General features: G+C 52.1%; 25 protein-coding genes. 16 read left to right on the top strand and 9 right to left on the bottom strand.

Features of this window, described 5'->3' with window-relative positions; all coding sequences use genetic code 11:
• Positions 1-139 precede the first annotated feature (139 nt).
• The 3 genes from dnaB to KFE80_12260 all read left to right on the top strand — a co-directional run bounded on the left by dnaB (position 140) and on the right by KFE80_12260 (position 3,034).
• Positions 140-1,582 carry a replicative DNA helicase gene (dnaB, locus tag KFE80_12250; GenBank protein UTW45123.1) on the top strand — a complete coding sequence of 481 codons (1,443 nt, stop codon included), beginning with the start codon at positions 140-142 and terminating at the stop codon, positions 1,580-1,582.
• A 22-nt stretch (positions 1,583-1,604) separates the two neighbouring features.
• Positions 1,605-2,453: a pantoate--beta-alanine ligase gene (gene panC, locus KFE80_12255; protein ID UTW46724.1), complete on the top strand. Its 849-nt coding sequence runs from the start codon at positions 1,605-1,607 to the stop codon at positions 2,451-2,453.
• Positions 2,454-2,653: 200 nt separating this feature from the next.
• Positions 2,654-3,034, top strand: coding sequence for an aspartate 1-decarboxylase (locus tag KFE80_12260; protein UTW45124.1), 381 nt, complete (start codon positions 2,654-2,656; stop codon positions 3,032-3,034).
• Positions 3,035-3,050: 16 nt separating this feature from the next.
• On the opposite strand, the gene KFE80_12265 is transcribed toward KFE80_12260, so the two are convergent.
• Entirely contained in the window at positions 3,051-4,385 is a 1,335-nt protein-coding gene (locus KFE80_12265; protein UTW45125.1) for a HAMP domain-containing protein, read from the bottom strand.
• A gap of 389 nt (positions 4,386-4,774) precedes the next feature.
• Here KFE80_12265 and acs point away from each other — a divergent pair, with 389 nt between their 5' ends.
• Entirely contained in the window at positions 4,775-6,712 is a 1,938-nt protein-coding gene (gene acs / locus KFE80_12270) for an acetate--CoA ligase (GenBank protein ID UTW45126.1), read from the top strand.
• Positions 6,713-6,767: 55 nt separating this feature from the next.
• Here the strand turns inward: acs and KFE80_12275 are convergent, their stop codons facing one another.
• From KFE80_12275 to KFE80_12285, 3 genes are read right to left on the bottom strand one after another with little or no spacing between them, the layout of a single operon-like run.
• Complete coding sequence (locus tag KFE80_12275) at positions 6,768-7,181, bottom strand: hypothetical protein (protein ID UTW45127.1); 414 nt, start codon at positions 7,179-7,181, stop codon at positions 6,768-6,770.
• 5 nt (positions 7,182-7,186) lie between these two features.
• Positions 7,187-7,588: a hypothetical protein gene (locus KFE80_12280; GenBank protein UTW45128.1), complete on the bottom strand. Its 402-nt coding sequence runs from the start codon at positions 7,586-7,588 to the stop codon at positions 7,187-7,189.
• Between the two features lie 52 nt (positions 7,589-7,640).
• On the bottom strand, positions 7,641-8,240 hold the full coding sequence (locus KFE80_12285) for a DUF1080 domain-containing protein (protein ID UTW45129.1): 600 nt from the start codon (positions 8,238-8,240) through the stop codon (positions 7,641-7,643).
• A gap of 136 nt (positions 8,241-8,376) precedes the next feature.
• On the opposite strand from KFE80_12285, the gene KFE80_12290 reads away from it, so the two are divergent.
• From KFE80_12290 to fghA, 3 genes are all read left to right on the top strand, one after another.
• On the top strand, positions 8,377-9,192 hold the full coding sequence (locus KFE80_12290) for an SDR family oxidoreductase (protein ID UTW45130.1): 816 nt from the start codon (positions 8,377-8,379) through the stop codon (positions 9,190-9,192).
• 199 nt (positions 9,193-9,391) lie between these two features.
• Positions 9,392-10,498 (top strand): S-(hydroxymethyl)glutathione dehydrogenase/class III alcohol dehydrogenase, encoded by a 1,107-nt coding sequence (locus KFE80_12295; GenBank protein UTW45131.1) that lies wholly within the window; start codon positions 9,392-9,394, stop codon positions 10,496-10,498.
• Positions 10,499-10,604: 106 nt separating this feature from the next.
• Complete coding sequence (fghA, locus tag KFE80_12300) at positions 10,605-11,441, top strand: S-formylglutathione hydrolase (protein UTW46725.1); 837 nt, start codon at positions 10,605-10,607, stop codon at positions 11,439-11,441.
• 129 nt (positions 11,442-11,570) lie between these two features.
• Here fghA and KFE80_12305 read toward each other — a convergent pair whose 3' ends face one another.
• From KFE80_12305 to KFE80_12315, 3 genes are all read right to left on the bottom strand, one after another.
• Positions 11,571-12,287 carry an NYN domain-containing protein gene (locus KFE80_12305; protein UTW45132.1) on the bottom strand — a complete coding sequence of 239 codons (717 nt, stop codon included), beginning with the start codon at positions 12,285-12,287 and terminating at the stop codon, positions 11,571-11,573.
• Positions 12,288-12,440: 153 nt separating this feature from the next.
• Complete coding sequence (uvrA, locus tag KFE80_12310) at positions 12,441-15,263, bottom strand: excinuclease ABC subunit UvrA (GenBank protein UTW45133.1); 2,823 nt, start codon at positions 15,261-15,263, stop codon at positions 12,441-12,443.
• Between the two features lie 110 nt (positions 15,264-15,373).
• Positions 15,374-16,243, bottom strand: a complete 870-nt coding sequence (locus KFE80_12315) for a sterol desaturase family protein (GenBank protein ID UTW45134.1) — start codon at positions 16,241-16,243, stop codon at positions 15,374-15,376.
• 107 nt (positions 16,244-16,350) lie between these two features.
• On the opposite strand from KFE80_12315, the gene KFE80_12320 reads away from it, so the two are divergent.
• Both KFE80_12320 and KFE80_12325 read left to right on the top strand, forming a co-directional pair.
• Positions 16,351-16,932 (top strand): TetR/AcrR family transcriptional regulator, encoded by a 582-nt coding sequence (locus KFE80_12320; protein UTW45135.1) that lies wholly within the window; start codon positions 16,351-16,353, stop codon positions 16,930-16,932.
• Between the two features lie 117 nt (positions 16,933-17,049).
• Complete coding sequence (locus KFE80_12325) at positions 17,050-17,622, top strand: peroxiredoxin (protein UTW45136.1); 573 nt, start codon at positions 17,050-17,052, stop codon at positions 17,620-17,622.
• A gap of 82 nt (positions 17,623-17,704) precedes the next feature.
• On the opposite strand, the gene gluQRS is transcribed toward KFE80_12325, so the two are convergent.
• Positions 17,705-18,595: a tRNA glutamyl-Q(34) synthetase GluQRS gene (gene gluQRS / locus KFE80_12330; protein UTW45137.1), complete on the bottom strand. Its 891-nt coding sequence runs from the start codon at positions 18,593-18,595 to the stop codon at positions 17,705-17,707.
• 48 nt (positions 18,596-18,643) lie between these two features.
• Positions 18,644-19,102 carry an RNA polymerase-binding protein DksA gene (dksA, locus tag KFE80_12335; GenBank protein UTW45138.1) on the bottom strand — a complete coding sequence of 153 codons (459 nt, stop codon included), beginning with the start codon at positions 19,100-19,102 and terminating at the stop codon, positions 18,644-18,646.
• 115 nt (positions 19,103-19,217) lie between these two features.
• Here dksA and sfsA point away from each other — a divergent pair, with 115 nt between their 5' ends.
• The 7 genes from sfsA to KFE80_12370 all read left to right on the top strand — a co-directional run bounded on the left by sfsA (position 19,218) and on the right by KFE80_12370 (position 26,304).
• Positions 19,218-19,934, top strand: a complete 717-nt coding sequence (sfsA, locus tag KFE80_12340; GenBank protein UTW45139.1) for a DNA/RNA nuclease SfsA — start codon at positions 19,218-19,220, stop codon at positions 19,932-19,934.
• Between the two features lie 121 nt (positions 19,935-20,055).
• Positions 20,056-21,522 (top strand): aminoacyl-histidine dipeptidase, encoded by a 1,467-nt coding sequence (locus tag KFE80_12345; GenBank protein UTW45140.1) that lies wholly within the window; start codon positions 20,056-20,058, stop codon positions 21,520-21,522.
• 164 nt (positions 21,523-21,686) lie between these two features.
• The gene (locus tag KFE80_12350; protein UTW45141.1) at positions 21,687-21,986 is read left to right on the top strand and encodes a hypothetical protein; all 300 of its coding nucleotides are present in this window, start codon (positions 21,687-21,689) and stop codon (positions 21,984-21,986) included.
• Between the two features lie 158 nt (positions 21,987-22,144).
• Positions 22,145-22,912, top strand: a complete 768-nt coding sequence (modA, locus tag KFE80_12355; protein ID UTW45142.1) for a molybdate ABC transporter substrate-binding protein — start codon at positions 22,145-22,147, stop codon at positions 22,910-22,912.
• Positions 22,909-23,598 carry a molybdate ABC transporter permease subunit gene (gene modB / locus KFE80_12360; protein UTW45143.1) on the top strand — a complete coding sequence of 230 codons (690 nt, stop codon included), beginning with the start codon at positions 22,909-22,911 and terminating at the stop codon, positions 23,596-23,598. Before modA ends, modB begins: the two co-directional genes overlap by 4 nt.
• Positions 23,595-24,659, top strand: a complete 1,065-nt coding sequence (gene modC, locus KFE80_12365; protein ID UTW45144.1) for a molybdenum ABC transporter ATP-binding protein — start codon at positions 23,595-23,597, stop codon at positions 24,657-24,659. The genes modB and modC overlap by 4 nt, the downstream gene beginning before the upstream one ends.
• Positions 24,660-24,732: 73 nt before the next feature.
• Positions 24,733-26,304, top strand: coding sequence for a cation:proton antiporter (locus KFE80_12370; protein ID UTW45145.1), 1,572 nt, complete (start codon positions 24,733-24,735; stop codon positions 26,302-26,304).
• Positions 26,305-26,380 lie beyond the last annotated feature (76 nt).

Genomic DNA, 26,380 nt, shown 5'->3' on the forward strand with positions numbered 1-26,380 from the left:
GGTTTCATGGGCACCCTTTAAATAGTTGCCTCTGTCATTGCGAGTCGCAGGGCGACGTGGCAATCTTTAGGCCTTAGTATTTTATTGAAGGCTAGGGCGCTACAGTCGCTGTGACAGATATGCTGCGTCATCTGATGTTATGAACGAAGTGGTTGATATCGAAGACACCCGCGATGTGCGGGGCCAGACTCTGCCCCATTCCATTGAGGCGGAACAGGCGGTGCTGGGCGGCCTGATGATCGCCAACGAGGGCTTTGATGGTGTGGCTGCCATCGTGGCCGAAAACGACTTCTACAGCCACGACCACCGGGTAATTTTTGCGGCCATGCGCCAGCTCAGCGAGCAGGAAAAGCCACTGGATCCGGTCACCCTGTCTGAATTGCTGGACACCAATCAAGAGCTGGATCAGGTGGGCGGTATGGTCTACCTGGCGGACATTGCCGCCAATACCCCCAGTTCCGCCAACGTGGCCGCTTACGCGCAAATCGTGCTGGAACGCTCCATTGTTCGCCAGCTTATCAATGCCTCCAGTGATATTGTAAAGCGCGGCTATCAGCCGTCTGGCTGGGACAGCAGCCGACTACTGGCGGAAGCCGAGCGCAAGCTCAACGAAATTATTGAAAGCCGCCCCAGCGAAGGGGGCTTTGAAAATGTTGATAGCCTGCTCAAAGACGCTATCGATAAACTGGAGGAGCTGTTTAACAGCGATAGCGACATTACCGGTTTGGCAACCGGCTTTCGAAAGCTCAATGACATTACCTCCGGTCTGCAAACCTCGGATTTGATTATCGTTGCTGGCCGCCCCTCCATGGGTAAAACCACCGTCGCCATGAATATGGTGGAGCACGCTGTGCTGCACCAGGAACGCCCGGTATTGGTGTTCAGCCTGGAGATGCCAGCCAGCCATCTGATGACGCGGATTCTGTCGTCCACGGGCAAAATTGATTCTAAAAAGATGCGCGATGGTCAGCTAAGTGAAGACGACTGGCCAAGGCTTAGCAACGCGGCTAAGCGCTTGAAAGGGCGGCCACTGTTTATCGACGACACGCCCGGCATTACCCCCATACAAATGCGCAACCGCATTCGCGAGCTGACCCGCAGCCAGCGGGAGGCCGTGAAAAAACAACACGCCAACTGGGATGGCGACAAGCTGGACAAAGAATGTAATCCCGCCCTGATTATGGTGGACTACATTCAGCTGATGAGCGGTAGTGTGCCTGCGGAGAGCCGAACTCAGGAAGTGTCGCAAATTTCTCGTGAACTCAAGGGCATCGCCAGGGAGTTCAAATGCCCGGTTATTGCGCTGTCGCAGCTGAGCCGGAATGTGGAACAGCGCCCCAACAAACGCCCGGTGAACTCCGACCTGCGGGAATCCGGTGCCATTGAGCAGGACGCCGACATTATCATGTTTGTGTACCGTGACGAGGTGTACAACGAAGACTCCCCAGACAAGGGCATTGGCGAATTGATTATCGGCAAGCATCGTAACGGTGAGCTGGGCACTGTCCGGCTGGCGTTCCTGGGTAAATACACCCGGTTCGAAGACTTGGCGGAAGACTATTTCTCCGCCGATGAGTACTGATTCACTCTACAACTACCTGACCATGAAACTATTCCACACCGTTCAAGGCATCCGCGATGCTGTGCTTAGTGACCGTCGCAACAGCAAGCGTATTGGCTTTGTGCCCACCATGGGCAACCTTCATGAAGGCCATCTGCAACTGGTAAAACAAGCGCGGCAGACCTGCGATGTGGTGGTGGTGAGCATTTTTGTGAATCCGCTGCAGTTTGGTTTAAACGAAGATTGGGAAACCTACCCTCGCACCTTGGAAAGCGACGCTCAAAAACTGGAATCCGTGGGCTGTGATTACTTGTTTAATCCCACAGAGGCCGAAATTTACCCCAACGGCATGGCGGATCAAACCCGTGTGGTGGTGCCCACCATGACCGATATTCTCTGCGGTGCCAGCCGCCCTGGGCACTTTGAAGGGGTGACCACGGTGGTGTCCAAGCTGTTTCATATCGTGCAGCCAGATGAGGCGGTGTTTGGTATCAAGGACTACCAGCAACTGGCTGTGATTCGCCGTATGACCGAAGACTTATGCATTCCCGTGAAAGTGGTGGCTGCGCCCATCGCACGGGATCACGACGGCTTGGCGCTGAGTTCTCGAAACAGTTTTATCGGCGAGGACGAACGCCCCAAAGCCAATGTGCTGTACCGCACTCTTTGCTGGATCAGTGAACAGATCGTCAGCGGTGAACGGGACTTTGTGCAACTGCAAGAGCAGGCCAGACACTGCATTGCTGAGCAGGGTTTTCAGCCTGACTATATCTCCATTCGCCACGCTCGAACTCTGGAGCCGGCGGCCTGCGACGATACCGAAATTGTGATTCTCGGCGCCATGTATGCCCGCAATGCCCGCTTGATTGATAATGTGACGGTGAGTTTGTAGAAACTCACCGTTATCGCGAGCCTTTATATCACTGTCATTGCGAGCGCAGCGCGGCAATCTCCATCAGCACGCTACCAACTTTAAAGGATTGCCGCAGTCGCTACGCTCCTTCGCAATGACGACTTCATACACCATTCAAGGTGGCACTATCTGTTGGCGACGGTATAATGTCGCCCCCTTGAGTATTCCGGGTATATGTAATGCAAAGCAAGATGTTGAAGTGCAAGTTGCACATGGCCACCGTCACCCAGGCAGAGCTTTGGTACGACGGCTCCTGCGCCATTGATCAGGAACTGGTCAAGCTGGCCGGCTTGCGCGAGTTTGAATACATCGAAATCTACAACGTCAGCAATGGCGAGCGCTTTGCCACCTATGTGATTCTGGCTGAACCCGGCTCCAAGACCATATCCCTGAATGGCGCTGCCGCTCGCAAAGTGCAGGTGGGCGACCGCATTATCATCGCCGCCTACGGCCACTACGAAGAGGCGGAGCTAGCCAACTTCAAGCCCCGCCTGATCTATCTGGACGAGCTCAACAACGTCGAGCGCACTGCCAACACTATTCCCGTTCAGGTGGCGTAGCCCCGCTCGAACTTATTCAGCCCGCTTTTTTCAAGGGTGCGCGCTCAGTAGAGCTGCGAATCCGGCTTAGGCCGTCGGCGATGCTGGTGCCCAGGTTGTTAAATAACGCCACTTTGTCGTTTTGAAAGCTGTTTTTGTCGTGGCTGGCAAACACCAGCATGCCAAACGCTTTGTTATCAATCATCAGTGGAATTCCTACCGCTTCTACACAACCGGTGGCTCGGCTGGTGTCTCGCAATAGCCCGGCATTGGCATTGCGCACGGAGTAGAGGCGAATCTCACCAATGCGCCAGGGCTGCTTCTCGCGAAATGCCTGGCGGATATCTCTGGCGATGCCGTGGTTGTGGTTCATCGGAATGGTCTTGTGAGATATTTGCTCAAAAATGCCCTGGGGGGATGCGCCACACAGGTAAAGGGATTGTCGGTCCGCCGATGGCAACAGTAACCCGGTAAAGTCAGCATGGAAGAAAGCCTGACTCTCCGTGCTTAATAGCTCCAGCGCCTGGCTGAGATTCTTGGCACTGCTCATGCCACCCAGGATATTAAGTACCAGGCGGGAACGATTGGACAGCTGATTAAATGCGTCGATCAATAAGCCAATTTCATCTCGGCTTTTGTTGTTTATCTTATAACCAAAATCGCCGTTGGCCACTCGTTGGCAGGCTTCTGCTGCTCGACTCACTCGCATAATAATTGAGTAAAAAAACCAGACGACGGCGATTAGCCCAAAAATACCGGATACGATCAACGAGCTGTTGAGAATCAACTGACTGAGCTGCTGATTGTGCTCCAGCTGAACTCGATGGTTATCGTTCAGAGTGGTGATTTGACGGCTCAAGATCGGCCCCTGTTCCACCAAAAACTCTGCTCCCCATTCCAGGCGAGGTTCTTTTTCATTGCTGCCTAATTTGTCTGTAACCCCTGCTTTAAAACCCTTCCAGGTATTGCGGATATCTTCGACAAACGCGGTGTCTTCAGTCTGCTGTGACAGCAGCCCCAGCGTGCCAATGGTGTGTAAGCCGCTTTGATAATTGACCTGTTCCTGCTCCAGTTCCGTCAACACCGCCTCAAACTGTTGCAGATCGCTTTGCATGTTTTTGTAATACACCTGTACATCGCGGAAGTAGCTTTCAAAGTCCCTGGGTGCGTTTTCCAGGTAATAAGCGCCCCGTTGCTCGAGCCGTTGGCTTGCTTGCTCCAGTTGGGTTAATGACGTGAGTACCCGGTGGTAGTGATCGTTGTAAGCGAGGGAGTGGCTTTGAAATAAGGCGATAAACAACGCGGTGGCAAGAAACAGGAAGAAGCTGATGCCGGCGATAATGCGTAACCGGTAACTTTTGGTTTTGGTCATGGCCGTACCCTTTGTGGAATTATTGTAGTGGCAGCCTTTTAGTACGTCGTTATAGAAGTTTGGTTCATACTTTTTGCTTAGATGAGTGTGTAGGGATAAGCGCCAGCTGATAATCGAGTTATATCTTTAAGATTTTGATTTTTATTAACTTTATTTCCAGGCTGTAGTGGAGCGGCTTGTGATTAGCTACGGTTTTAAATGACCAAAGTGGCGATTACTGGTTGCTTTTCAGGGGCAGAAGGTAGCTTTGTGTCACTTTAAAAAGCGGTTGTTGAACTGCTTGGATGTGTTTTAACGACCAGTACAATCTTGGGAGTAAACCATTTTACTTGCCGCCCAAAACTGCAGTATCTTGCGGTCTTTGCGATTGCCAACCACAGAGAATATTTATGCACGAATTCCCCACTCACTCCGTTAGCGAAGCCTGGAAACAGCGTGCCCATATCGACGATGCTACTTACCAAGCAATGTATCGACAATCTCTGGATGATCCAGATGGGTTTTGGGGTGAGCAGGCTCGGCAATTTTTGCAGTGGCACCAGCCATGGCAGACGGTCAGCCAATACGATTTGTCCAAGGGCGAGGCCAAGTGGTTTGATGGTGGCAAGCTCAACGTGGCCAGCAACTGTATTGACCGCCATTTGAACGATCGTGGCGATCAAACCGCTATTATCTGGGAAGGCGATAACCCAGAAGACAGTCAGCACATCACTTATTTGGAACTGCACCAGCAAGTCTGCCGCCTGGCCAATGTGCTTAAAGCTCGTGGTGTGAAAAAGGGCGACCGGGTTTGCATTTACATGCCAATGATCCCCGAGGCTGCCTATGCCATGCTGGCCTGTGCACGTATTGGCGCGGTGCATTCGGTGGTGTTTGGCGGCTTTTCACCGGAAGCACTGAAAGACCGCATTCTCGATTCCGACTGCCGCCTTGTGATTACAGCGGACGAAGGTGTGCGCGGTGGCAAAGCCATTCCCTTGAAGGCGAACACGGATGCGGCTCTGGCTAACTGTCCTGACGTACACAGCTGTGTGGTGGTGCGTCGTACCGGTGGCGATATAGCCTGGAATGAAGGCCGCGATATCTGGTACCACCAAGCAACTGCCGAGGTGGAAGCCCATTGCCGGCCAGAAGTGATGGACTCCGAAGACCCGCTGTTTATCCTCTACACCTCGGGTTCCACCGGCAAACCCAAAGGGGTGCTGCACACCACTGGTGGCTATCTGTTGCAGGCGGCCATGACTCACAAGTACGTATTCGATTACCAGGAAGGCGATGTCTATTGGTGTACCGCCGATGTGGGTTGGGTGACTGGCCACAGCTATATTATCTATGGTCCGCTGTGTAACGGTGCTATTACCTTGATGTTTGAGGGCGTGCCCACTTACCCGGATGCTTCCCGTTTTTGGCAGGTTATCGATAAACATCAGGTAAATACCTTTTACACCGCACCTACCGCTATCCGAGCGTTGCAGGGTGCAGGGGATGATTTTGTTACTCGCACCAATCGCAGCTCATTAAAATTACTGGGTACTGTGGGCGAACCCATCAATCCGGAAGCGTGGGAGTGGTACCACAAAGTAGTCGGCGAAGAGCGCTGCCCCATTGTGGACACCTGGTGGCAAACCGAAACCGGTGCTCATATGCTGACTCCACTGCCTGGGGCTACTGCGCTAAAACCGGGTTCTGCCACGCGGCCGTTCTTTGGCGTGGAGCCAGTCATACTCGACGAAAATGGCAATGAGCTGGATGGCGCTGCCGAGGGTGTTCTGGCTATTAAACGCTCCTGGCCCAGCCAGATTCGCACTGTATACGGTGATCACCAGCGTTTGATTGACACCTATTTTTCTACCTTCCCCGGCTATTACTTTACCGGTGACGGTGCCCGCCGTGACGAAGACGGATACTACTGGATTACTGGCCGAGTAGACGACGTGCTCAATGTATCCGGCCACCGCATGGGCACTGCCGAAGTGGAAAGTGCTTTGGTACTGCACGACGATATCGCCGAAGCCGCCGTGGTGGGTTACAACCACGATATTAAAGGGCAGGGCATCTACGCCTATGTGACACCAATGGTGGGGGTAGAGCCCAGCGAAGAATTGCTTGAGCAATTAACGGCCCTGTGTGTACAAGAAATCGGCCCCATCGCCAAGCCGGATATTATTCAGTGGGCGCCGGGTTTGCCGAAAACCCGCTCCGGGAAAATAATGCGTCGTATCCTGCGCAAAATTGCAGGCAATGAAATTGATAGTTTGGGGGATACCTCAACGCTAGCCGACCCGTCGGTAGTAGAGCAGTTGATTGAGCATCGGCATAACCGGTAGAAGAATACGCTCAGTGGGTGAAGTTCACGGCCTTCAGGCCGTGAAATGTTAGCGCTTATATTGGACATATTAAGCGCAATTTAGTTATCACTCCGCTTTTAATCGATTCTGTGTATTGGCAATCACCAAAATTAACATGCCGCTCTTTATTTGGAAAATTGGTGGTTGTTCCTACAGTCTTTTCCGGGATTAATGAGTATTTTGGGTCGGTTATCTCTATTGTCGCTATTTGATCGTAGTGAAAAAATACAGTTAAACCATCATAGAAAAGTGTAGATCCGATTTGCTCGCCTCTATGGCTATTTGGTGCTGGCAAAAAGCCTTGTTCTGTTCGCTCTGGAGGGCCTAAAGCATTAATAAAGCTTAATTCATCATTTAGATTTTGCAGTGAGATTTCTTTGTCTTGTGCTGAGCTGTTTGAAGCTGCCAACGCTAAGAAAATCATTGGCAGGAAAGATAAATTTTTCACGCGCTTCATTCTCCAATTGGCCCAAAGTAATAGCCTTGTAAACGATCTGTGAGTATTGATTTAATCGTTCCATCTCCAGGGTATTCTGTAATTCTATATTCAACTATCAAGCCTACATTTGCTGTTGTTGGTGGATTGCCTGAGCCTTCAATTGGGCTGTAGCGATCCGAAGAATAGTAATATTGACCTTCAATAGGTGAATAGTCCGATTCTCCTAATAGCATTTCTACGTCGGACTTTCTCATTCCTTCAGTCAAACTTGCATGAATCTTTGCGAGGCTTTCATAGTCATGATTTGATTTATAGGATGCGCTGGCATTCTCTAGCTCATTTTCTGAACAGCCATAAAGCATTAAAAAGCATAGGAGTGTCGTAAGAAATTTCACTTGTGAACCTTTGTGTTCCATATGCCTTCGTGGGCATGAGGTAGAGCCAACGGCTTATACACACTTGGCTTAATTAAATTTCCTTGATCTTAATATTTCTAAACTTAATCAACCCACCATTAAAACGCTGCAAGGCAATATATCCCTGGTTCAAATAATCGTCTTTTAACTGACCAGTCACAACGCCGTTTATTTTGACGGTAATCACATTATCTACAGCGGTTATTTCGTACCTGTTCCACTTGCCAATGGTATTCACCTGAGCCAGCGGCTTCTGATATTTGACGATTGCGCCAGTGCGATAGGACTGGTTTGGGTGGTTGTCCCAGATATTCATTTCGTAACAAGTGCCTGCGGCTATCTTTTTATTATCTGGGCAGCGAATAAAAACTCCTGAATTTACTTGAGCGTCTGGCCAGAATTCCAGTGTTAGTTGGAAGTTGGCAAATGTTCTTTCGGTGACCAAATAGCCGTTTGGCTCACTGGGTAAGACAGCCAATTCGCCATTATTGACAGACCAGATTGCTTCTCCGCTTTGTGTCCAACCAGAAGTACTTGAGCCATCAAACAGTGATTGCCAATTAGTCTTGTTTGTATGGGAACAGCTTGTCATACACACAACAAAAATAGCTAGGCTCGCTATTCTATAAGCATTATTAAGTAACCGGGTCACAATCACTGCCTCGCATTTTATGGCTGGAAGGACTGCACAGTCATAGTTGTTTTAGTAGCCAAACTATACAACAGTCCCTTGGCCGGTAATACTCATTCCATGTATTGATTCGGCCATCTCAATGGAGAGCACAAAAATGTCTACCAGTTTTAACTATCAAGGCAAAACGGTTTTTGTTGTCGGCGGCACCAGTGGTATTAATTTGGGTATTGCCAGGGGCTTTGCCCAGGCGGGCGCCCGGTTGGCGGTATTCAGCCGCGATCAGGGCAAGGTGGACGGGGCGGTTGCGGAGTTGCAAGGACTCGGTGCAGAAGCGGTAGGCTTTAGCGCTGATGTGCGCGAGTACAAGCAGGTTCAAAAAGCCTTACAACAGGCGCACGAACAGCTGGGCGATATTGATGTGCTGGTGTCTGGTGCTGCTGGCAATTTTCCCGCTGCAGGAAATGAGATGTCATCCGCGGCATTTAAGGTGGTGGTGGATATCGATTTGAACGGCACCTTTAACGTCTTGCGTTCTGCTTATGAACTGCTGCGCAAACCCGGTGCGGCGGTGATTAATATTTCTGCGCCCCAAGCGTTTTTGCCCATGCAGATGCAGGCTCACGTGTGCGCCGCCAAGGCCGGGGTGGATATGGTGACGCGCACCCTGGCAATGGAGTGGGGGCCGGCTGGTGTGCGGGTAAATTCCTTGGTGCCGGGCCCTATTGCCGGTACAGAAGGCATGAAGCGTTTGGCGCCCACGCCGGAGATTCAGCAGGCCGTAACACAGTCTGTGCCCCTGAAACGCCAAGGCAGTTGCGAGGATATGGCCAATGCAGCGCTGTTTGTGGCCTCTGAGCAGGCCAGTTATATCAGTGGCGTGGTATTGCCGGTGGATGGAGGCTGGTCACTGGGCGGCGCGTCGGTGATGGGGGAGGGGTTGGCGCAGATGATGGCGGCCAAAAAATCTTAAAAGCGCTTTTCAAAATGCCCCATTTCCGCGATAGCTGCGTTGGCAATGTGCTCGACTCCCCATGTATTAGATATACACTGCGGGCCTGCGCGCATTGCCGCCTTGCTCTCACGAAAATGTCACTATTTTGAATAGCGCTCTTGATACTGTCTTAGGTTCGGCGCATCCTTTTGCTTTTCGTTGACGGGAGAATAAGAAGATGAAAACCAAAGCCGCAGTGGCCTTTGCCGCTGGCAAGCCACTGGAAATTGTCGACGTTGATCTCGAGGGGCCAAAACAAGGAGAGGTGTTGGTGGAAATTATGGCCACTGGGGTGTGCCATACCGATGCCTTTACTCTGTCTGGCGATGACCCGGAAGGGGCTTTCCCCGCTATCCTTGGCCACGAAGGCGCTGGCATCGTTCGAGATGTTGGCCCCGGTGTGACCAGTGTTAAACCCGGTGACCATGTCATTCCCCTGTACACGCCAGAGTGCCGGGAGTGCGATTTTTGTTTGCACCCCAAAACCAATCTTTGCCAGGCGATTCGCTCTACACAGGGGCAGGGCCTGATGCCCGATGGTTCCAGCCGCTTTTCTCTCGACGGTGAACCCATCCTTCATTACATGGGCTGCTCCACCTTCTCCAACTTTACTGTGCTGCCAGAGATTGCCGTGGCCAAAGTGCGCGAGGACGCGCCCTTCGACAAAATCTGCTATATCGGCTGCGGCGTCACCACCGGTATAGGCGCGGTGGCATTTACCATGGGCGTGGAGCCCGGCTCTACGGTCGCGGTTTTCGGGTTGGGTGGTATCGGCCTGAATGTGATTCAGGGTGCAAAAATGGTGGGCGCGACGCGGATTATTGGTGTCGACCTGAATCCGTCGAAGGTGGCACTGGCGAAAAAATTTGGCATGACTGACTTTGTTGATCCATCGGAAGTGGATGATGTAGTTGATCATTTGGTTGAAATCACCGGGGGCGGTGTGGACTACAGCTTTGAGTGCATTGGCAATGTAAATGTGATGCGCCAGGCGCTGGAGTGCTGCCACAAAGGCTGGGGTCAAAGCTGCATCATTGGTGTGGCCGGTGCCGGGCAGGAAATTGCCACTCGCCCGTTCCAGCTGGTGACCGGCCGCTCCTGGCGCGGCACCGCTTTTGGTGGTGCCAGGGGTCGCACCGATGTACCAAAAATTGTCGACTGGTACATGGAAGGCAAGATCAATATCGACGATTTGATTACCCACACCATGCCGCTGAGTGACATCAATAATGCGTTTGATTTAATGCATAAGGGTGAGAGTATTCGGTCGGTGGTGATGTACTGATTTTTCCAACAAGCTAAAGGCGTAATTCACCAAATACCAAAACAATTCCGGTGGATTACGCTGCGCTGACCCACCTAAAGAAAGCACCCTACAAACTGATCAAATGATGAAAAAAATCAGCGAATACAAATCCTTCGGCGGCCGCCAGTTACGCTACCAGCACAACTCTAAATCTCTGAATTGCGAGATGACGTTTTCCATCTACCTGCCACCCCAGGCAGAGCAGGGCAGTGTGCCAGTTATCTACTGGCTGTCCGGTTTAACCTGTACCGATGAAAATTTTGTTACCAAGGCTGGCGCCCAGCAGTACGCGGCTCAATACGGTGTGGCGATTGTGGTCCCGGATACCAGCCCTCGCGGCGATGGAGTGGCCGATGACCCGGACGGCGCTTACGACTTTGGCTTGGGGGCGGGATTTTATGTAAACGCCACCGAAGAGCCCTGGGCTCGGCACTACCGTATGTACGATTACGTGGTGGATGAATTGCCGGCGCTGGTGAACCGGGAGCTTCCGGTGGATGGCAATCGCGTCGGCATTATGGGGCATTCCATGGGCGGGCACGGGGCTCTGACCATTGCCTTAAATAACCCCAACCGTTACCGCTCGATATCGGCGTTCTCACCCATTTGCTCGCCGATCAATTGCCCTTGGGGGCAAAAGGCGCTGGGCAACTATTTAGGCTCAGACCAAGCGAGCTGGCAACGCCACGATACAGTGGCGCTGGTTAAACAGGCTACGGAACGGCTGCCGATTTTGGTGGATCAGGGAACAGCAGATAACTTTTTGGAAGAACAGTTAAAAACGCCGTTGCTGATTGAGGCCTCTGAGCAGGCGGGCTACCCCATGGAAACTCGTATGCAGCCCGGTTACGACCACAGTTACTTTTTTATCGCCTCGTTTATTGGCGAACATATCGCGTTTCACAGTAAGTATTTAGCGTAGCTCGTTCCTATTATTGAGAGAAAGCGAAGCGAAACTCGGGGCCAATACTTGTTCGGCCTTCGTTGTTCGTTTCCATATTCCGCTTTGCTGCACTTAGGCTACGGTTTCAACCAATAAGCAGCTGGCGGCTTATTCCTTTACTCGATAAATAACGGTATTTCCTCGGCCTTTGGCCTTTTTGATTTCAAAGTTATCGGCAAGACTTGAAATAATATCGGAAAACTTGGCTGCGCCATAAGTTCTTGGATCAAAGTCCGGGTTAGCTCTTTTCACAAAACTGCCTGCATTGGAAACCATAGCCCAACCTTCATCGTCTTGATATTTCTCCCAAGCCTTGCTTAAGGAAGGTATAAGTTCTAAGGCTTTGTTTGCTGTGATAGTTTTTTTCGGCTTGGTAATTTCTACATTCAGGTTTTCTGTGTAAAGGAAATTGTCGCAGGCATTGCGGAAAGAAATCGGTGTCTTCTTCTGGCCAACGCCAAACACAAATATTTCAGATTCCCTGAGTCGAGAAGCCAGCTTGGTGAAATCACTGTCGCTGGATACCAGTGCAAAGGCATCAAACTTATTGGAATAAAGTAAGTCCATGGCGTCGATAATCATTGACGCGTCTGTGGAGTTTTTCCCGGTGGTGTAGGCAAATTGCTGGATTGGCTGAATAGCCAGCTCGTTGAGGGACTTTTTCCAGTTTTTCAAATTGTCGCTGGACCAATCGCCGTAAGCTCTTTTGATCAGTAAATGCCCGTGAGCTGAAATTTCATTCAGAATGGCCTTAATTTTGGTGTGCTGCGCATTATCGGCATCAATCAGTACAGCAATCTTTTTATGGTCGTCCAAGTCTTTCATAGCTATCTCCTTGAGGTTTTTATTGTCCTCTAGCGAAGCGTTTTTTTAGAAGTGTAGCCCGGGTGCAACAAAGCGAAACTCGGGGCCAATGATTAATCAAGGCTCTTTCCCTGGTTCCATTTCGACTTCTCTCAATAAGGCGGTGGGCGACGCTTACCCCAACATCCCCGCCAAAAACCTTCCGGTGTGCGACCCCGGCACGTCCGCCACTTGCTCTGGTGTGCCGGTAGCAATAATTTCGCCGCCGCCGCTGCCGCCTTCTGGGCCTAGATCTACTACCCAATCAGCGGTTTTAATCACATCCAGATTGTGCTCAATCACCACCACGCTGTTGCCGTGGTCCCGCAGTCGGTGCAGCACATCCAGCAGTTGCTGAATATCGTGAAAGTGCAGGCCGGTGGTGGGCTCGTCCAGTATGTACAGAGTTTTGCCGGTATCTCGTTTAGAGAGCTCTTTGGCCAGTTTGACTCGCTGGGCCTCACCGCCTGACAAAGTGGTGGCAGATTGTCCCAGGCGGATATAGGTCAGCCCGACATCTACCAGGGTTTTCAGCTTGCGGGCGATCACCGGCACCGCGTCAAAAAATTCCAAGGCATCTTCCACGGTCATTTCCAGCACCTGGTGGATGTTCTTGCCTTTGTATACCACTTCCAGGGTTTCCCGGTTGTAGCGTTTGCCCTTGCACACGTCGCAGGGCACGTAGATGTCTGGCAAAAAGTGCATTTCCACTTTGGTGACGCCGTCCCCCTGGCAGGCTTCACAGCGGCCGCCCTTGACGTTAAAGCTAAAGCGGCCCGGTTTGTAACCGCGCGAGCGAGCCTCTTGAGTACCGGCAAACAGTTCGCGAATGGGGGTGAAAATACCGGTGTAGGTGGCCGGGTTGGAACGCGGCGTGCGGCCAATGGGGCTTTGGTCGATATCGATGCATTTGTCGAAATGATCGAGCCCTTTGACAGACTTATGTGGCGCGGCTTTGAGAGTAGTGGCTTTGTTCAGTGCGGTGGCCGCCAGTGGGTACAGGGTTTCGTTAATCAGCGTCGACTTGCCGGAGCCAGAGACACCGGTGACACAAGTAAACAGACCCACCGGGATTTCCAAGTTCACCGTTTGCAAGTTGTTGCCACTGGCGCCGTTAAGCTTGAGCAGTTTCTTTTTGTCGAAGGGGGTGCGTTCTGCGGGTACTTCGATTTTGCGTTCGCCGGACATAAATTTTCCGGTTTCCGAACGCGGTGCTTTTAGCAGGTCTTTAAGCGGCCCTTCCGCCACCACTTCGCCGCCGTGCACCCCGGCGCCAGGGCCAATGTCGATCACATGGTCTGCCTGGCGAATAGCGTCCTCGTCGTGTTCCACCACAATCACCGTGTTGCCCAAATCGCGCAGGCGGGTGAGAGTATTGAGCAAACGCTCGTTATCTCGCTGGTGCAGGCCGATGGAGGGTTCGTCCAGTACATACATCACGCCCACCAGGCCAGCGCCAATCTGGCTGGCCAGGCGAATGCGTTGGGCTTCACCGCCAGACAATGTGTCGGCGCTGCGATCCAGAGTCAGGTAGTTGAGGCCCACGTCCACCAGAAAGCGAAAGCGCTCGCGAATTTCCTTGATAATTTTCTCGGCAATCTCTCCCTGCCTGCCGGGCAAATCCAGATTTTCAAAATAGTCGTAAGATTCTCCCACCGGTACGGCGGTGAGATCAGAAAGCGTTTTGCCATCTACAAACACATTGCGCGCTTCACGGCGCAGGCGGGTGCCGTCGCATTCCGGGCAATGCTGGGTGTTGAGGTATTTGGCCAGTTCCTCGCGCACCATATTGGAGTCGGTATCTCTGTAGCGGCGCTCCATATTGGGAATAATGCCTTCAAATACGTGGGTGCGTTTGTACACCGTGCCGCGGTCATTCACATAGCTGAAGTCAATTTCGTCATCGCCGCTGCCGTAGAGAATGGCCTGCTGGTGAATGGGCTTGAGGTCTTTGAAGGGCGTATCGATATCAAAGCCGTAGTGCTCCCCTAGGGATTCCAGCATGGTGAAGTAAAACAGATTGCGGCGGTCCCAGCCGCGAATGGCGCCTTCGGAAATGCTGGCCTCCGGGTGTTGTACAACCCGGTCTATATCAAAAAACTGGCGCACGCCCAGGCCATCGCAACTGGGGCAGGCACCTACTGGATTGTTGAATGAGAACAACCGGGGTTCCAGTTCGGTCAGGCTGTAGTCGCATACCGGACAGGCGAATTTGGCGGAGAACAGCTGGTCATCGGCACCACCATCCATGTAGGAGATCGCTGCCAACCCTTCTGCCAGGTTGAGGGCGGTTTCAAAAGATTCGGCAATACGTAATTGCAAATCGTCGCGCACTTTAAAGCGATCAACCACCACTTCAATATTGTGTTTTTTGTTCTTTTCCAGCTTGGGAGCGTCGTCCAGGTCCACCACCACGCCGTCGATACGGGCGCGAATAAACCCTTGCTGGCGCAGTTGTTCAAACAGGTGCACGTGCTCGCCTTTGCGGGCGCGAACCACCGGCGCCAGCAGCATCAGCTTGGTGCCTTCCGGTAGCGCCAGCACCTGATCCACCATCTGGCTGACGGTTTGCGCCTTCAATTCCAGGTTGTGATCCGGACAGCGGGGCTCGCCAGCGCGGGCGAACAGCAGGCGCAGGTAATCGTAAATTTCGGTAATGGTGCCCACAGTGGAGCGCGGGTTGTGGGAGGTGGATTTCTGCTCGATGGAAATGGCCGGCGATAACCCTTCCACATGATCCACATCGGGCTTTTCCATCATCGACAAGAACTGCCGGGCGTAGGTGGATAGCGATTCCACATAACGGCGTTGGCCCTCGGCGTATAAGGTGTCAAACGCCAGCGATGACTTGCCGGAGCCGGACAGGCCAGTGATGACGATCAGCTTGTCCCGAGGGATATCGACGTCGATGTTCTTGAGGTTATGGGTGCGTGCGCCCCGTACCTGAATGGTTTCCATGGGTGTGCAAACTCACTGGGCAAAACCGCCATTATAGGATTTTTGCCGGGAGTTTGTGAGCTTTTACACTATGTTGTGCAGAGCACTTTCGGTGGTTATTTACTCGCTTCTCAACGTTTATGCCGCCACCCTGGGGGCTTTATCAAATAAGCCAGTGCCACGCCCACTGAAGACGCCGAGCGCATTTTGGCGCCCAAATATACTAGGCCACTAAAGAAAATTTTGAGCGGATTGACGCTGTTAACCGGTGGTACCACGCCATATTTTACAGTGGCTCTCTCTTCGGCAAAGGTGCCGAATAATTTATCCCACACAATAAAGATTCCGCCGTAGTTTTTATCAATGTATTCCCGGTTGGAGCCGTGGTGTACCCGGTGGTGGGAGGGCGTGTTCATCACTGCTTCAAACCACCTTGGCAGCTTTTTAACCACTTCGGTATGCAGTGCGGTTTGGTAGAGCTGCACAAGCGCTTCTGCAAACAGCACCAGGATGGGGTTAAAGCCGAGCAGTATCATCGGCAGGTGGAAGACCAGTGGTATTACCCCGTCCAGCGGCCCAAAGCGGTAGGCCACGGAAATATTAAAGTGTGGCGAGCTGTGGTGCACCGTGTGCGTCGCCCAGCCGAAACCTACCCGGTGAGTAAAGCGGTGTTCCCAGTAGTAGGTCAGGTCGGCCAGTACGACTGCCGCAATGATCGACAGCGGCGTTATCTCTACTGTGAAAAAGCGCCATTCGTGTACGTAATAAAAAATATTGAGGTAAATAACGGCGATGGAAAACGTTACTGCAAGGAACAGAACCAAAGTAACAAAGTTGGCCAGCGTGTCTCCCAACAAGTTGCGCGTGAACTGTTTTTTTACCCCATAGAGTAAAAGTTCGATCAGCAAGAATCCGATAGACGCAGCAAAGAACCAATCGCCGATTACGGTTTCCCATTGGTAAAGCTGTGATTCGGTCAGTGTTTGTAATATCCAGTCCATTCAAGAGTGCCCTTTAACTTGTAAATTGTCATATTTGACAATTTACAAGTTAAAGGTTGGGTGGTAGATTGTCAATATTGACAATTAACTGAATCTGGAGTTATCAAATGCCAAGGCCCAGTGTTAAAACTGAGCGAACCGAAGAAATCCTGCAGGCCTTTGAGCGCTGTGTGGCGCAGTACGGGGTTGAAGGGTCTACTCTGGAAAGGCTGGCGGTTGAATCGGGTCTGAAACGCAGCCTGATTCGCCACTATGTGGGCAACCGAGATGACCTGATCAAGGCGCTGCTGAAACGCTTTTTGGCCGAGTCTAGTCGGCAAACGAAAGAGCTGTTGGACTATTTGCCAGAAGAGGGTACAGCGGCAACTCTGGTCGAGTACCTGTTCGATGTGCAGTCGTCCAATAACCGCTATGCGCTGGTGGCCAATGCTTTGTTCAGTGCCACTGTCAGCAATCCGTATCTGGCAAAACCACTGCAACAGTCTGTGAATGAATTTATCGACGCCATACAGGATGTACTGAGAGCGTTATATTTCAACAGCAGTAAAGAAGACAGCTATGCTGTGGCCACCGGTATTGTTGGCATTTACTTCAACATGGAGTCCCTGTCTGCGCTCGGCGATATCGACAAATGGTGCGCCGCTTCCAAACGCAGTGCCCATTTGCTGTTGAAATCCTTAAATTCTTAAATTAATCGATCTTTGTGGATTGATTGAATTTTCATATCAAAGCTATAGGGTTTTTAGCGGAGTTAGTTGCGGTATAGTGGCCACTCAAATTTACAGCTAACCTTCACGGAGCCAATAATGCCTGTTATCAAGCAAGTGCCTAACGTTACCTTTAAAACCCGCGTCCGCGATGAGTCTGTGGATGGTCCTAACCCATTCCGCTGGCAGGATAAAACCACTCAGGATATTTTTGGCGGCAAGAAAGTCGTGGTGTTTTCTCTTCCCGGTGCTTTTACCCCTACTTGTTCTTCTAACCACCTGCCGCGCTACGAAGAGCTGTACGAGGAGTTTCAGGCCCAGGGTGTTGACGAAATTATCTGTGTATCTGTGAACGACGCGTTTGTGATGTTCAAATGGGGCCGCGAGCAGGGCAACGAAAAGATCTTCCTGCTGCCTGACGGCAACGGTGAGTTCACTCGCAAAATGGGTATGTTGGTCGATAAGTCCAATATTGGCTTTGGTATGCGTTCCTGGCGTTACTCCATGCTGGTCAATGACGGCAATATCGAGAAGATGTTCCTGGAAGCGGGCTTTGAGGATAATTGCGAATCCGACCCCTTTGAAGTGTCTGACGCCGATACCATGTTGGCTTACCTGAAGGGCGAAGACGCCGGTTCAGTATCCACGCCCCGCAAGGCATTTGAAGGGTAGGCTTTCGTCATTCCCGCGACAAGCTATGCTTGGGCAGCCGAAGGCTGAGGCGTAAGCCGTACAACGCGGGAATCCATATAGATCAGTGCGCCGAATTAGATGGATCCCCGCCTTCGCGGGGATGACGATTTTCAGAAAGCGTCGTTCGGCCAATGCCCCATTGAATTAATTCTTCCACTGGCGCAGATGCGAGTCCTTCAGGGGGCTGCAACTTCAGATGACAGAGAGCCTGAGACAGGTTCTCTGCCGCTTCTTCTTTTTCGATCGCGGGAGACAGGTTTTGTTTGCTGAGCTTCTGCCCGTCGTTTCCCATGACCAGTTCTATATGGCCATAGCTGGGTACAGCTTTGCCTTCGGATAACTGATGCATCAGGTAAATTTGCTTGGGGGTGGAGTCCAGCAAGTCTCGGCCCCGCACTACATGGGTAATGCCCTGGTATAAATCGTCCACCGCACAGGCCAGTTGATAACTCACCAAGCCGTCGCGGCGCCAGACAATAAAGTCGTCGTTACCATTGGTTTTTACCGGCCAGTTTTGGTGGCCCTGAATGCTGTCATTAAAGGCAACTTCCATGGGCTTGGTGATTTTTACACGCAGTGCATAGTCGTTTGGCGGTGGTAGTTGACGCTGCCGGCAGTGGCCGTTGTACAAGCCACCCATCACCCTGATGGCCTGGCGGCTGCAATCGCAGGGGTAGGTGTTCAGCTGTTCTAATGCAGCTTGGTAGGCCTCGTTGCGGGTACTTTGGTAAAGCACTCCGCTGTCCCAATATAAGCCGTGAGCCTCCAATTGCCGGAGAATGGTATCGGCAGCACCGGGCACTTCACGGGGTGGGTCGATGTCGTCAATGCGTACCAGCCAGTGGCCGTTGTGGCGTTTGGCGTCCAGATAGCTGGCCAGCGCGGCCACCAGGGAGCCGAAATGCAATGGCCCGGAGGGAGTGGGGGCAAAGCGGCCTATATAGGCAGGCATGGGAATAAGAAAACGGGGTGAGGGTTCACCCCGTGTATCGAGTGGTAATCAACCACCAGTGATCTGACGCTCTTTGATCTCATCAAGCGTTTTGCAGTCAACACAGAGGTCGGCAGTGGGACGAGCTTCCAGCCGACGGATGCCAATCTCAATCCCACACTGGTCGCAAAAGCCATAGTCATCCTGGTCAATGCGATCAATGGTGCTGTCGATTTTCTTGATCAGCTTGCGCTCCCGATCGCGGGTACGCAATTCTAGGCTAAATTCTTCTTCCTGAGTGGCGCGGTCGGCAGGGTCAGGAAAGTTGGATGCCTCATCCTTCATATGGGATACGGTGCGATCCACCTCTTCCATTAACTCGCGTTTCCAAGCCAGCAGCAGACCTTTAAAGTGGTCGCGCTGCTTTTCATTCATGTATTCCTCACCCTTCTTCTCTTTGTAGGGCTCAAAGCCGTGCATTGAGATTGCCGTGCTTGCCGCGGCGGCTTTTTTGGTTTTGGTGGGCATTACCTCTCCCCAATTGTTGAAAAACAGCCGTTTATAGATTGATGGGGGTAAATTTTCAAGTGTTAATTACCCATCCCGGGTAAACTGCCGGATTTGGTAACCGGAGATGATGGCGGTGAAATTCGATCCACCCTTGGAACAAGGCACTTTGATCAAGCGTTATAAACGCTTTCTGGCGGATGTGCAGCTATCTAGTGGTGACCAGATCACTATACATTGTCCCAATACCGGTTCGATGAAGAACTGCCTGCTGGAAGGCAGCCCTTGCTGGTTTTCCCGTTCCGACAACCCCAAGCGTAAATACCCTTGCACTTGGGAGGTTGCCACTACCCCTTGCGGGCACAAGGCGGGAGTGAATACCGGGCGGCCAAATCATCTGGTTCATGAAGCTCTTGAAGAGGGTGTTGCCACTGAGCTGCAGGGTTACCGACAGCTGCGCAGCGAAGTGAAATACGGCGCCGAAAACAGTCGCATTGACCTGTTGCTGAGTGACCACCCGGATCATCCTGGGCAGTCATGTTACGTGGAAGTCAAAAATGTCACGTTACACATGGGTGATGGATTGGGTTTGTTTCCGGATTCAGTGAGTACCCGCGGCAGCAAGCATTTGCGTGAACTGGCTGCTATGGCCGAGCAGGGTGAGCGGGCGGTGCTGTTTTACTGCGTGCAACACACCGGTATTGATAAAGTAATGCCCGCAGACGACATCGACCCTGAATACGGCGCTACCCTACGCGAAGCCATCGCTGCCGGTGTTGAAGTGCTGGCTTACAGGGCCACCTTGAACGCAGATGAAATTCGTTTGTATGAACGGATTCCATTTAGCTGTTGACTTTGTATCGTTCAGTTTACGCCCTTGGTTAACGTGTATACGTGTTGTGCCATCGCCAGTTCCGGGTTGCTCTCAGTAGAATAACCGCCTTTGATTATTCCCTATTGTTTAGGAGGCACATTTGAACCAGCCCATCTCCCAACTCCAGCCCAACGAACTTTGGAACCACTTTCAGGAACTGTGCAATCGCCCTCGTCCTTCCAAGCAAGAACAGGCGGTCGTGGATTATGTGTTGGACGTTGCCGCTCGCAACAATCTGGAAAGCTTTTTGGATACAGTGGGTAACGTCATTGTTCGCAAGCCGGCGACCGCGGGCATGGAAGATCGCCGCGGGGTGATTCTTCAAAGCCACCTGGATATGGTGCCGCAAAAAAATGCCGCTTCTAGTCATAACTTTTCCACCGACCCGATCAGCGCCTATGTAGATGGCGACTGGGTGACAGCCGACGGCACTACCTTGGGGGCCGATAACGGTATTGGCTGTGCTGCCATGCTGGCGGTGCTGGAGTCCACCGAAATTACCCATGGCCCCATTGAAGCGTTGTTTACTATTGACGAAGAGGCAGGGATGACCGGTGCCCAGGGGCTACAGCCGAATGTTTTGCAAGGAGATATTCTGCTCAATCTGGACTCCGAAGACGAAGGCGAATTGTTTGTAGGTTGTGCCGGTGGTGTGGACGTAAATATCAAGCTGCCATTTAGCAGCGAGCCGGTACCAGCAGGCCGTGTGGCTTTTGAATTGAATGTGGGTGGCCTGGTTGGTGGCCATTCCGGCCTCAATATTAACGACGGTCGTGGTAACGCCAATAAGATTACCAATCGGTTATTGCACAGCGCTGTGGAAAAGTTTTCTGTTGGCGTTTACCAGTTCAATGGCGGCACTTTGCGCAACGCCATTCCCCGCGAGGCTTTTACCGGCGTCACAGTTGCGTCGGAACAGGCCGATGCATTCAAAATCTGGGTGAGCGAATTTGCTGCTATGGTCAGCGCTGAGTTGGCCGGAGTGGAAGACAGCTTTGCGATTACTCTGACACCGGCAGAGCTGCCGTCTACACAAATAGACGGCATGGTACTAGGGCGTTTTATTGAGGCTGTATACGCCTGCCCCAACGGTGCTGCCCGTATGATCAGCGCCTTGCCGGGGGTGGTGGAGACATCCAACAACCTGGCGGTGGTGTTCAATGATGATAACACTATCTATGTGCAGTGTTTGACCCGCAGCGCCTCTGACACAGCCAGGGATGATTTGGCCGAATCTGTGGCCAGCAGCTTTCGTTTGGCCGGTGCCGATGTGTGCACTGCAGGCGCCTATCCAGGTTGGGCGCCAAAGATGGATACCGAGCTGCTTACCCTGATGATCAATAAGCACTCTGAATTGTTTGATATTGAGCCTAAAGTGAGCGTGATTCACGCCGGTTTGGAGTGCGGGATATTAGGGGCGATTTACCCCAATTGGGACATGATTTCTTTCGGGCCTACTATTCGTGGCGCCCACTCGCCAGATGAGAAGGTCTCGATTCCCGCGGTGGCCAGTTTCTGGGAATACTTGAAAAGCGCACTGGAGGATATGCCTTCGGCAACAGGTTGAAAATGTGACTTGGTTAACAGCCTGAAAATCAGTGGCTGAAAATCGCTTTTTTTGTGGGAAAAGCTAACAATCTTTTACCCAACTTAACTGGGCAAGTGACCAAGTTTACTCACGCTTTGGGAATAATGCGCGCCACTTGAATTGACAGCACGGGAGTGCGCATTATGAAACATTTATTAGTGGCGTTTGCCATGATGGTATCGCTGATATCGCCAACTTTTGCAGACAGCAAACCTCTTTACGAAGACACTGCTATCGGTTTTGTTTTTGATCACGATGCGGATAAGCAATCGTTAAAAGCGGATGTTGATCAACAGGCTTCTGTCAGTGTGTCAGAGGATCTGGAATGGCAGCAATCACTGGGTCAAGAGCAGCAGCAATTGGAAAGCGAATTTGCGTTTGTTATTCACGAAGACATTAAAAACTCTATCCGTGAAGACTTGGAGATTTACGGTTGCGTTTAACCATTGATTCAATGGTTTTTAAATTCTTAAAATACGGCCAATAGCCTCTTGCTGCAGTTCTGCACAGAGGCTATTGGTGTATGTGTTCTTTCTCTCCTTCGCGTTTTCATTAATTGATTCTAGACGTTATGCTTGCGGCAACCGTCGGGAGCTGATTGTTGATTCGTGCACTTGTTTTTTTAACCGCTGTTTGGCCATTTTATTGTCTGGGGCAAACCATCGATGTCGCCGTTGCCAGTAACTTTTTAGCAGCGGCTAAAGCCCTCAAGGCGGATTTTGAACAGCGCACAGAATATCGCCTTAAATTGGTGCCGGGCTCTACCGGAAAGCATTATGCGCAGATTGTTAACGGCGCTCCTTTTGATGTTTTCCTGGCGGCAGACAGCGACCGCCCCATTGCCCTTGAACAGCAGCAGAAAGTTACTGGTAAGCGTTTTACCTACGCGGTTGGCCGGCTGGTGTTATGGAGTCAGGATCCGAAATTGGTTAGTGGTGGCGAAGTACTGTATGCAAAAAATTTAAGCCGATTGGCGATCGCCAACCCGAAGCTCGCGCCCTATGGCCGTGCAGCCCAACAAGTACTCAATGCCCTAAAGATCGACGCTCCCAACTGGACGTTGTTGCGCGGCGAAAATATCAATCAGGCTTTGCACTTTGTACACTCGGGCAATGCCGAGTTGGGGTTTGTTGCGTTGTCTCAATTAGTGGCGTTACACATGCGTCATGACGTTGATACCGAACTAGGCTCTTATTGGCTGGTGCCTGCAACTTTGTACGACCCTATTGAGCAACAGGCAGTACCGCTTTCCAGTAACCTGGCTACCGATGTCTTTATGACTTATTTAAACAGCCCAGCCGGGCGCGACATTATTCGTCGTTACGGTTACCAGCTACCCGAAGTCCATTCTGTAGGCGGCCAACCATGAGTGGGTTGTCGCCATCCGATATTGCTGTGATCTGGCTAACGCTCAAGTTGGCGGTAGTTACCACAACGGTTTTATTGATAGTTTGTGTGCCACTGGCTTGGTGGCTGACACGCACACGAATCCGCTGTAAGCCAATCCTCGAAGCGTTATTGGCCCTGCCACTGGTGTTGCCACCCACTGTACTGGGTTTTTATTTGTTGATGTTATTGGGGGCCAATGGCCCATTGGCTTCTGTGTTGGGTGAGGGTAACCATCTGGCGTTCAGCTTTTCCGGGCTGGTTGTTGGTTCGGCCATTTATTCACTGCCCTTCGTGGTACAGCCATTGCAAAATGCCTTTGCCGCCATTGGCCAGCGGCCGTTGGAAGTGGCGGCTACCCTGAGGGCTTCTCCGTGGGATTGTTTTTGGTCAGTAGTGCTGCCGTTGGCTAAGCCCGGCCTTTTGACCGCAGCGGTACTGGGTTTTGCCCATACCGTTGGTGAGTTTGGTGTGGTGCTGATGATCGGTGGCAATATCCCAGGGGAAACACAAGTTTTGTCCATTGCCATGTACGACCATGTGGAGGCCCTGGAGTACACACAAGCCCATTGGTTGGCGGGCGGCTTACTGCTGTTTTCGGTAGTTGTACTCACCGTGGTGTACACCATTAATCGCCGGTCGCCGCTGTCACTTGGTGTCGCACGATGATATTGGATGTGCAGCTGAGCTTACACAAAGGTGACTGGTCTCTGGATGCCGAGTTTTGTGCGCCAGGGCAGGGGATAACGGCTTTGTTTGGCCCATCCGGTTGTGGCAAGACGACCTTGTTGCGAGCGATTGCGGGGTTGGAAAAGGGCGCTCAGGGGCACTGCTGTGTGGGTGATCAGGTATGGCAGAGCGCTGATCTGTGCCTGCCAACACACGGCCGTTTGTTGGGCTACGTGTTTCAAGAAGCGAGTTTGCTACCGCATCTGGATGTGCGTGATAACTTGATGTTTGGCTTGAAGCGCACACCGCCCACTCAACGGCGTATTGGCTTTGATGATGCGGTGCAACTGTTGGGGGTGGAGCCGCTGCTGTCCAGGCGGGTCGAGCAGCTTTCCGGTGGCGAGCGTCAGCGGGTGGCTATTGCCAGAGCGCTGTTGGTCAGCCCGCAACTGCTGTTGATGGATGAGCCACTGGCGGCGCTGGATCGCACCAGCAAATCGGAAATTCTACCGTACCTGGCGCAGCTGCCTCGGGAGTTGAATATCCCCATTATTTACGTCAGTCACTCCACTGACGAAGTGGCGCAGCTGGCGGATCATTTGTTGCTGATGGACAGCGGGCGCATTGTCGCCAGCGGTGTGACATCGGAGCTTCTGGCACGCCTTGATTTGCCTTTGGCGCAATCCGCAGATGCAGAAGTGGTGATAGAAGCAAGGGTGATTGGTTGTGACGACCATTACCAGCTGACCCAACTGGCATTTGCTGGTGGCGAGCTATACGTTCCCGGGGTTTTGGTCGCAGAGCAGCCAGTGCGGCTGCGCATCCTTGCCAGAGATGTCAGCATTGCTCTACAAGTACCTGGCCAAAGCAGTGTACTCAACTGCTTGCCGGCCACCGTTTCAGCCATCGAACCATTGAGCCCATCTCAGGCGGTTGTTCGCTTGAATGCAAATGGCACGCCTCTGCTTGCTCATATTACCCGCAAGTCGGTAGATGGCCTTCGCCTTAGGGTAGGGATGGCTGTGTACGCACAGATCAAAAGTGTGGCAGTGTTGAGTTAAGCGCGTTAAAAAGTGCGGTAGAGTGTCGATAAAAAGTGCCGATAATATAGAGATAACCACATAGGCCAGCTCCATGATTGACCCCATTATTATTGTTGTTGCCCTGGGGGCCGGGTTGCTGATACGGCAGCTGGGCTACCCGCCCATGCTGGGCTATTTGGTGGCCGGCTTTGCCATCAGCCAAATGCCCCTCGACCCAGGCCCACTGATCGACCAAATTGCCAATGCTGGCGTTACCCTGCTGCTGTTCACCATCGGCCTGAAGTTAAACCTGCGGGACTTGGCGGCGGTTCAGGTGTGGGGGGTGGCCGGATTGGTCATGCTGATTTGCCTGCCGTTATTCGCCTTGGCCCTGATGGGGCTGCTGTTATGGATTCCTGCTCTGGGGGATGTGCAGGGCAGTGCGCTGTGGACGGTGGCTTTTGCGCTGTCGTTTTCCAGTACTGTATTTGCGGTCAAGGTGTTTGATGAACGCGGTGAGGGCGCGTCCCTGCACGCCAAATTCGCCATTGGTATTTTGATTGTGCAAGATCTGGTGGCGGTGGTGTTTATGGCTCTGAGTACTGGCAAGCTGCCCGGTTGGCCGGCTCTGAGCTTGCTGCTGTTGATCCCGTTAAGGCCTCTATTGCACCGTGTATTTGCGCTTTGTGGCCACGGTGAACTGCTAACCCTGTTTGGTATCGGTTTGGCTTTCGGGGGCTACGGGTTGTTCGAGTTTTTTAACATCAAGGGCGACCTTGGTGCATTGATTTTTGGTGTTTTGCTGAGTGGTTGCCACAAAGCCAGTGAGCTGCGCAAAACGCTGATTAACTTGAAAAGTCTGTTCCTGGTGGGGTTCTTTGTCAGTATTGGCCTTAAAGGCGTGCCGTCGCTGGATATGTGCTTGCTGGCGTTGGCTCTGGCACTGTTGGCGCTGGTAAAACCTGTGCTCTATTACTGGGGTTTTGTGGCCACCCGGCTGCGTGCCCGCACATCACTGCTGGCATCTCTTTCGCTGTACAACCACAGTGAATTTGGCCTTATTGTGGCAGCTTTGGCAGCGGCCAACGGTTTGATCAGTGACGATTGGGTGGTGGTGATCGCGTTGGCAATGGCGCTGTCGTTTTTTGTCGCCGTACCGTTTAATGCCCGCTCTCATCGTTTGTACCGGCGCTTTCATCAACACTTGTACGAGCGCCCTCAGCGCCTGCCGTTTGAGCAACCGGTGAAGTTGGATAACGCCAGCATTATGGTGATGGGGATGGGTCGTGTAGGGCGCGGTGCCTACACTCACCTGCGCGAGGTCTATGGCGACAACGTGATTGGTGTCGACTCTGCTCAGGAGCGCTTGCCAAAGCTTAAGGAAGACGGTTTTCGAGTGGTCTGTGGTGACGCTACCGACAGGGAGTTTTGGGAGAACGTCAACCTCAGTGAAATCAAAGTAATTACCATTTGCTTGCCGGATCATTCAGAAAACCTGGATGCCAGTCAGGTACTTAAGAGCATGGGTTATCAAGGAGAGCTAGCCGCTGTAGCTCGCTTCCCGGATGATATGGCAGAGCTGTCAGAGTTGGGGTGCATCTCCTTCAACCTCTACGCGGAGGCCGGATATGGTTTTGCGGAGCATGTGGTGGATCATCTGGAGGGGAAAAGCCGGACGGTGTGATTTACCTATCTTTACTCCCTTGGCACCCAAGTTAACTTTGCTCTGCCCCATACTGGCAACCATCAAACAGCGAGCA

It is taken from the genome of bacterium SCSIO 12696 (genome assembly GCA_024397955.1).
Lineage (GTDB): Bacteria > Pseudomonadota > Gammaproteobacteria > Pseudomonadales > Porticoccaceae > SCSIO-12696.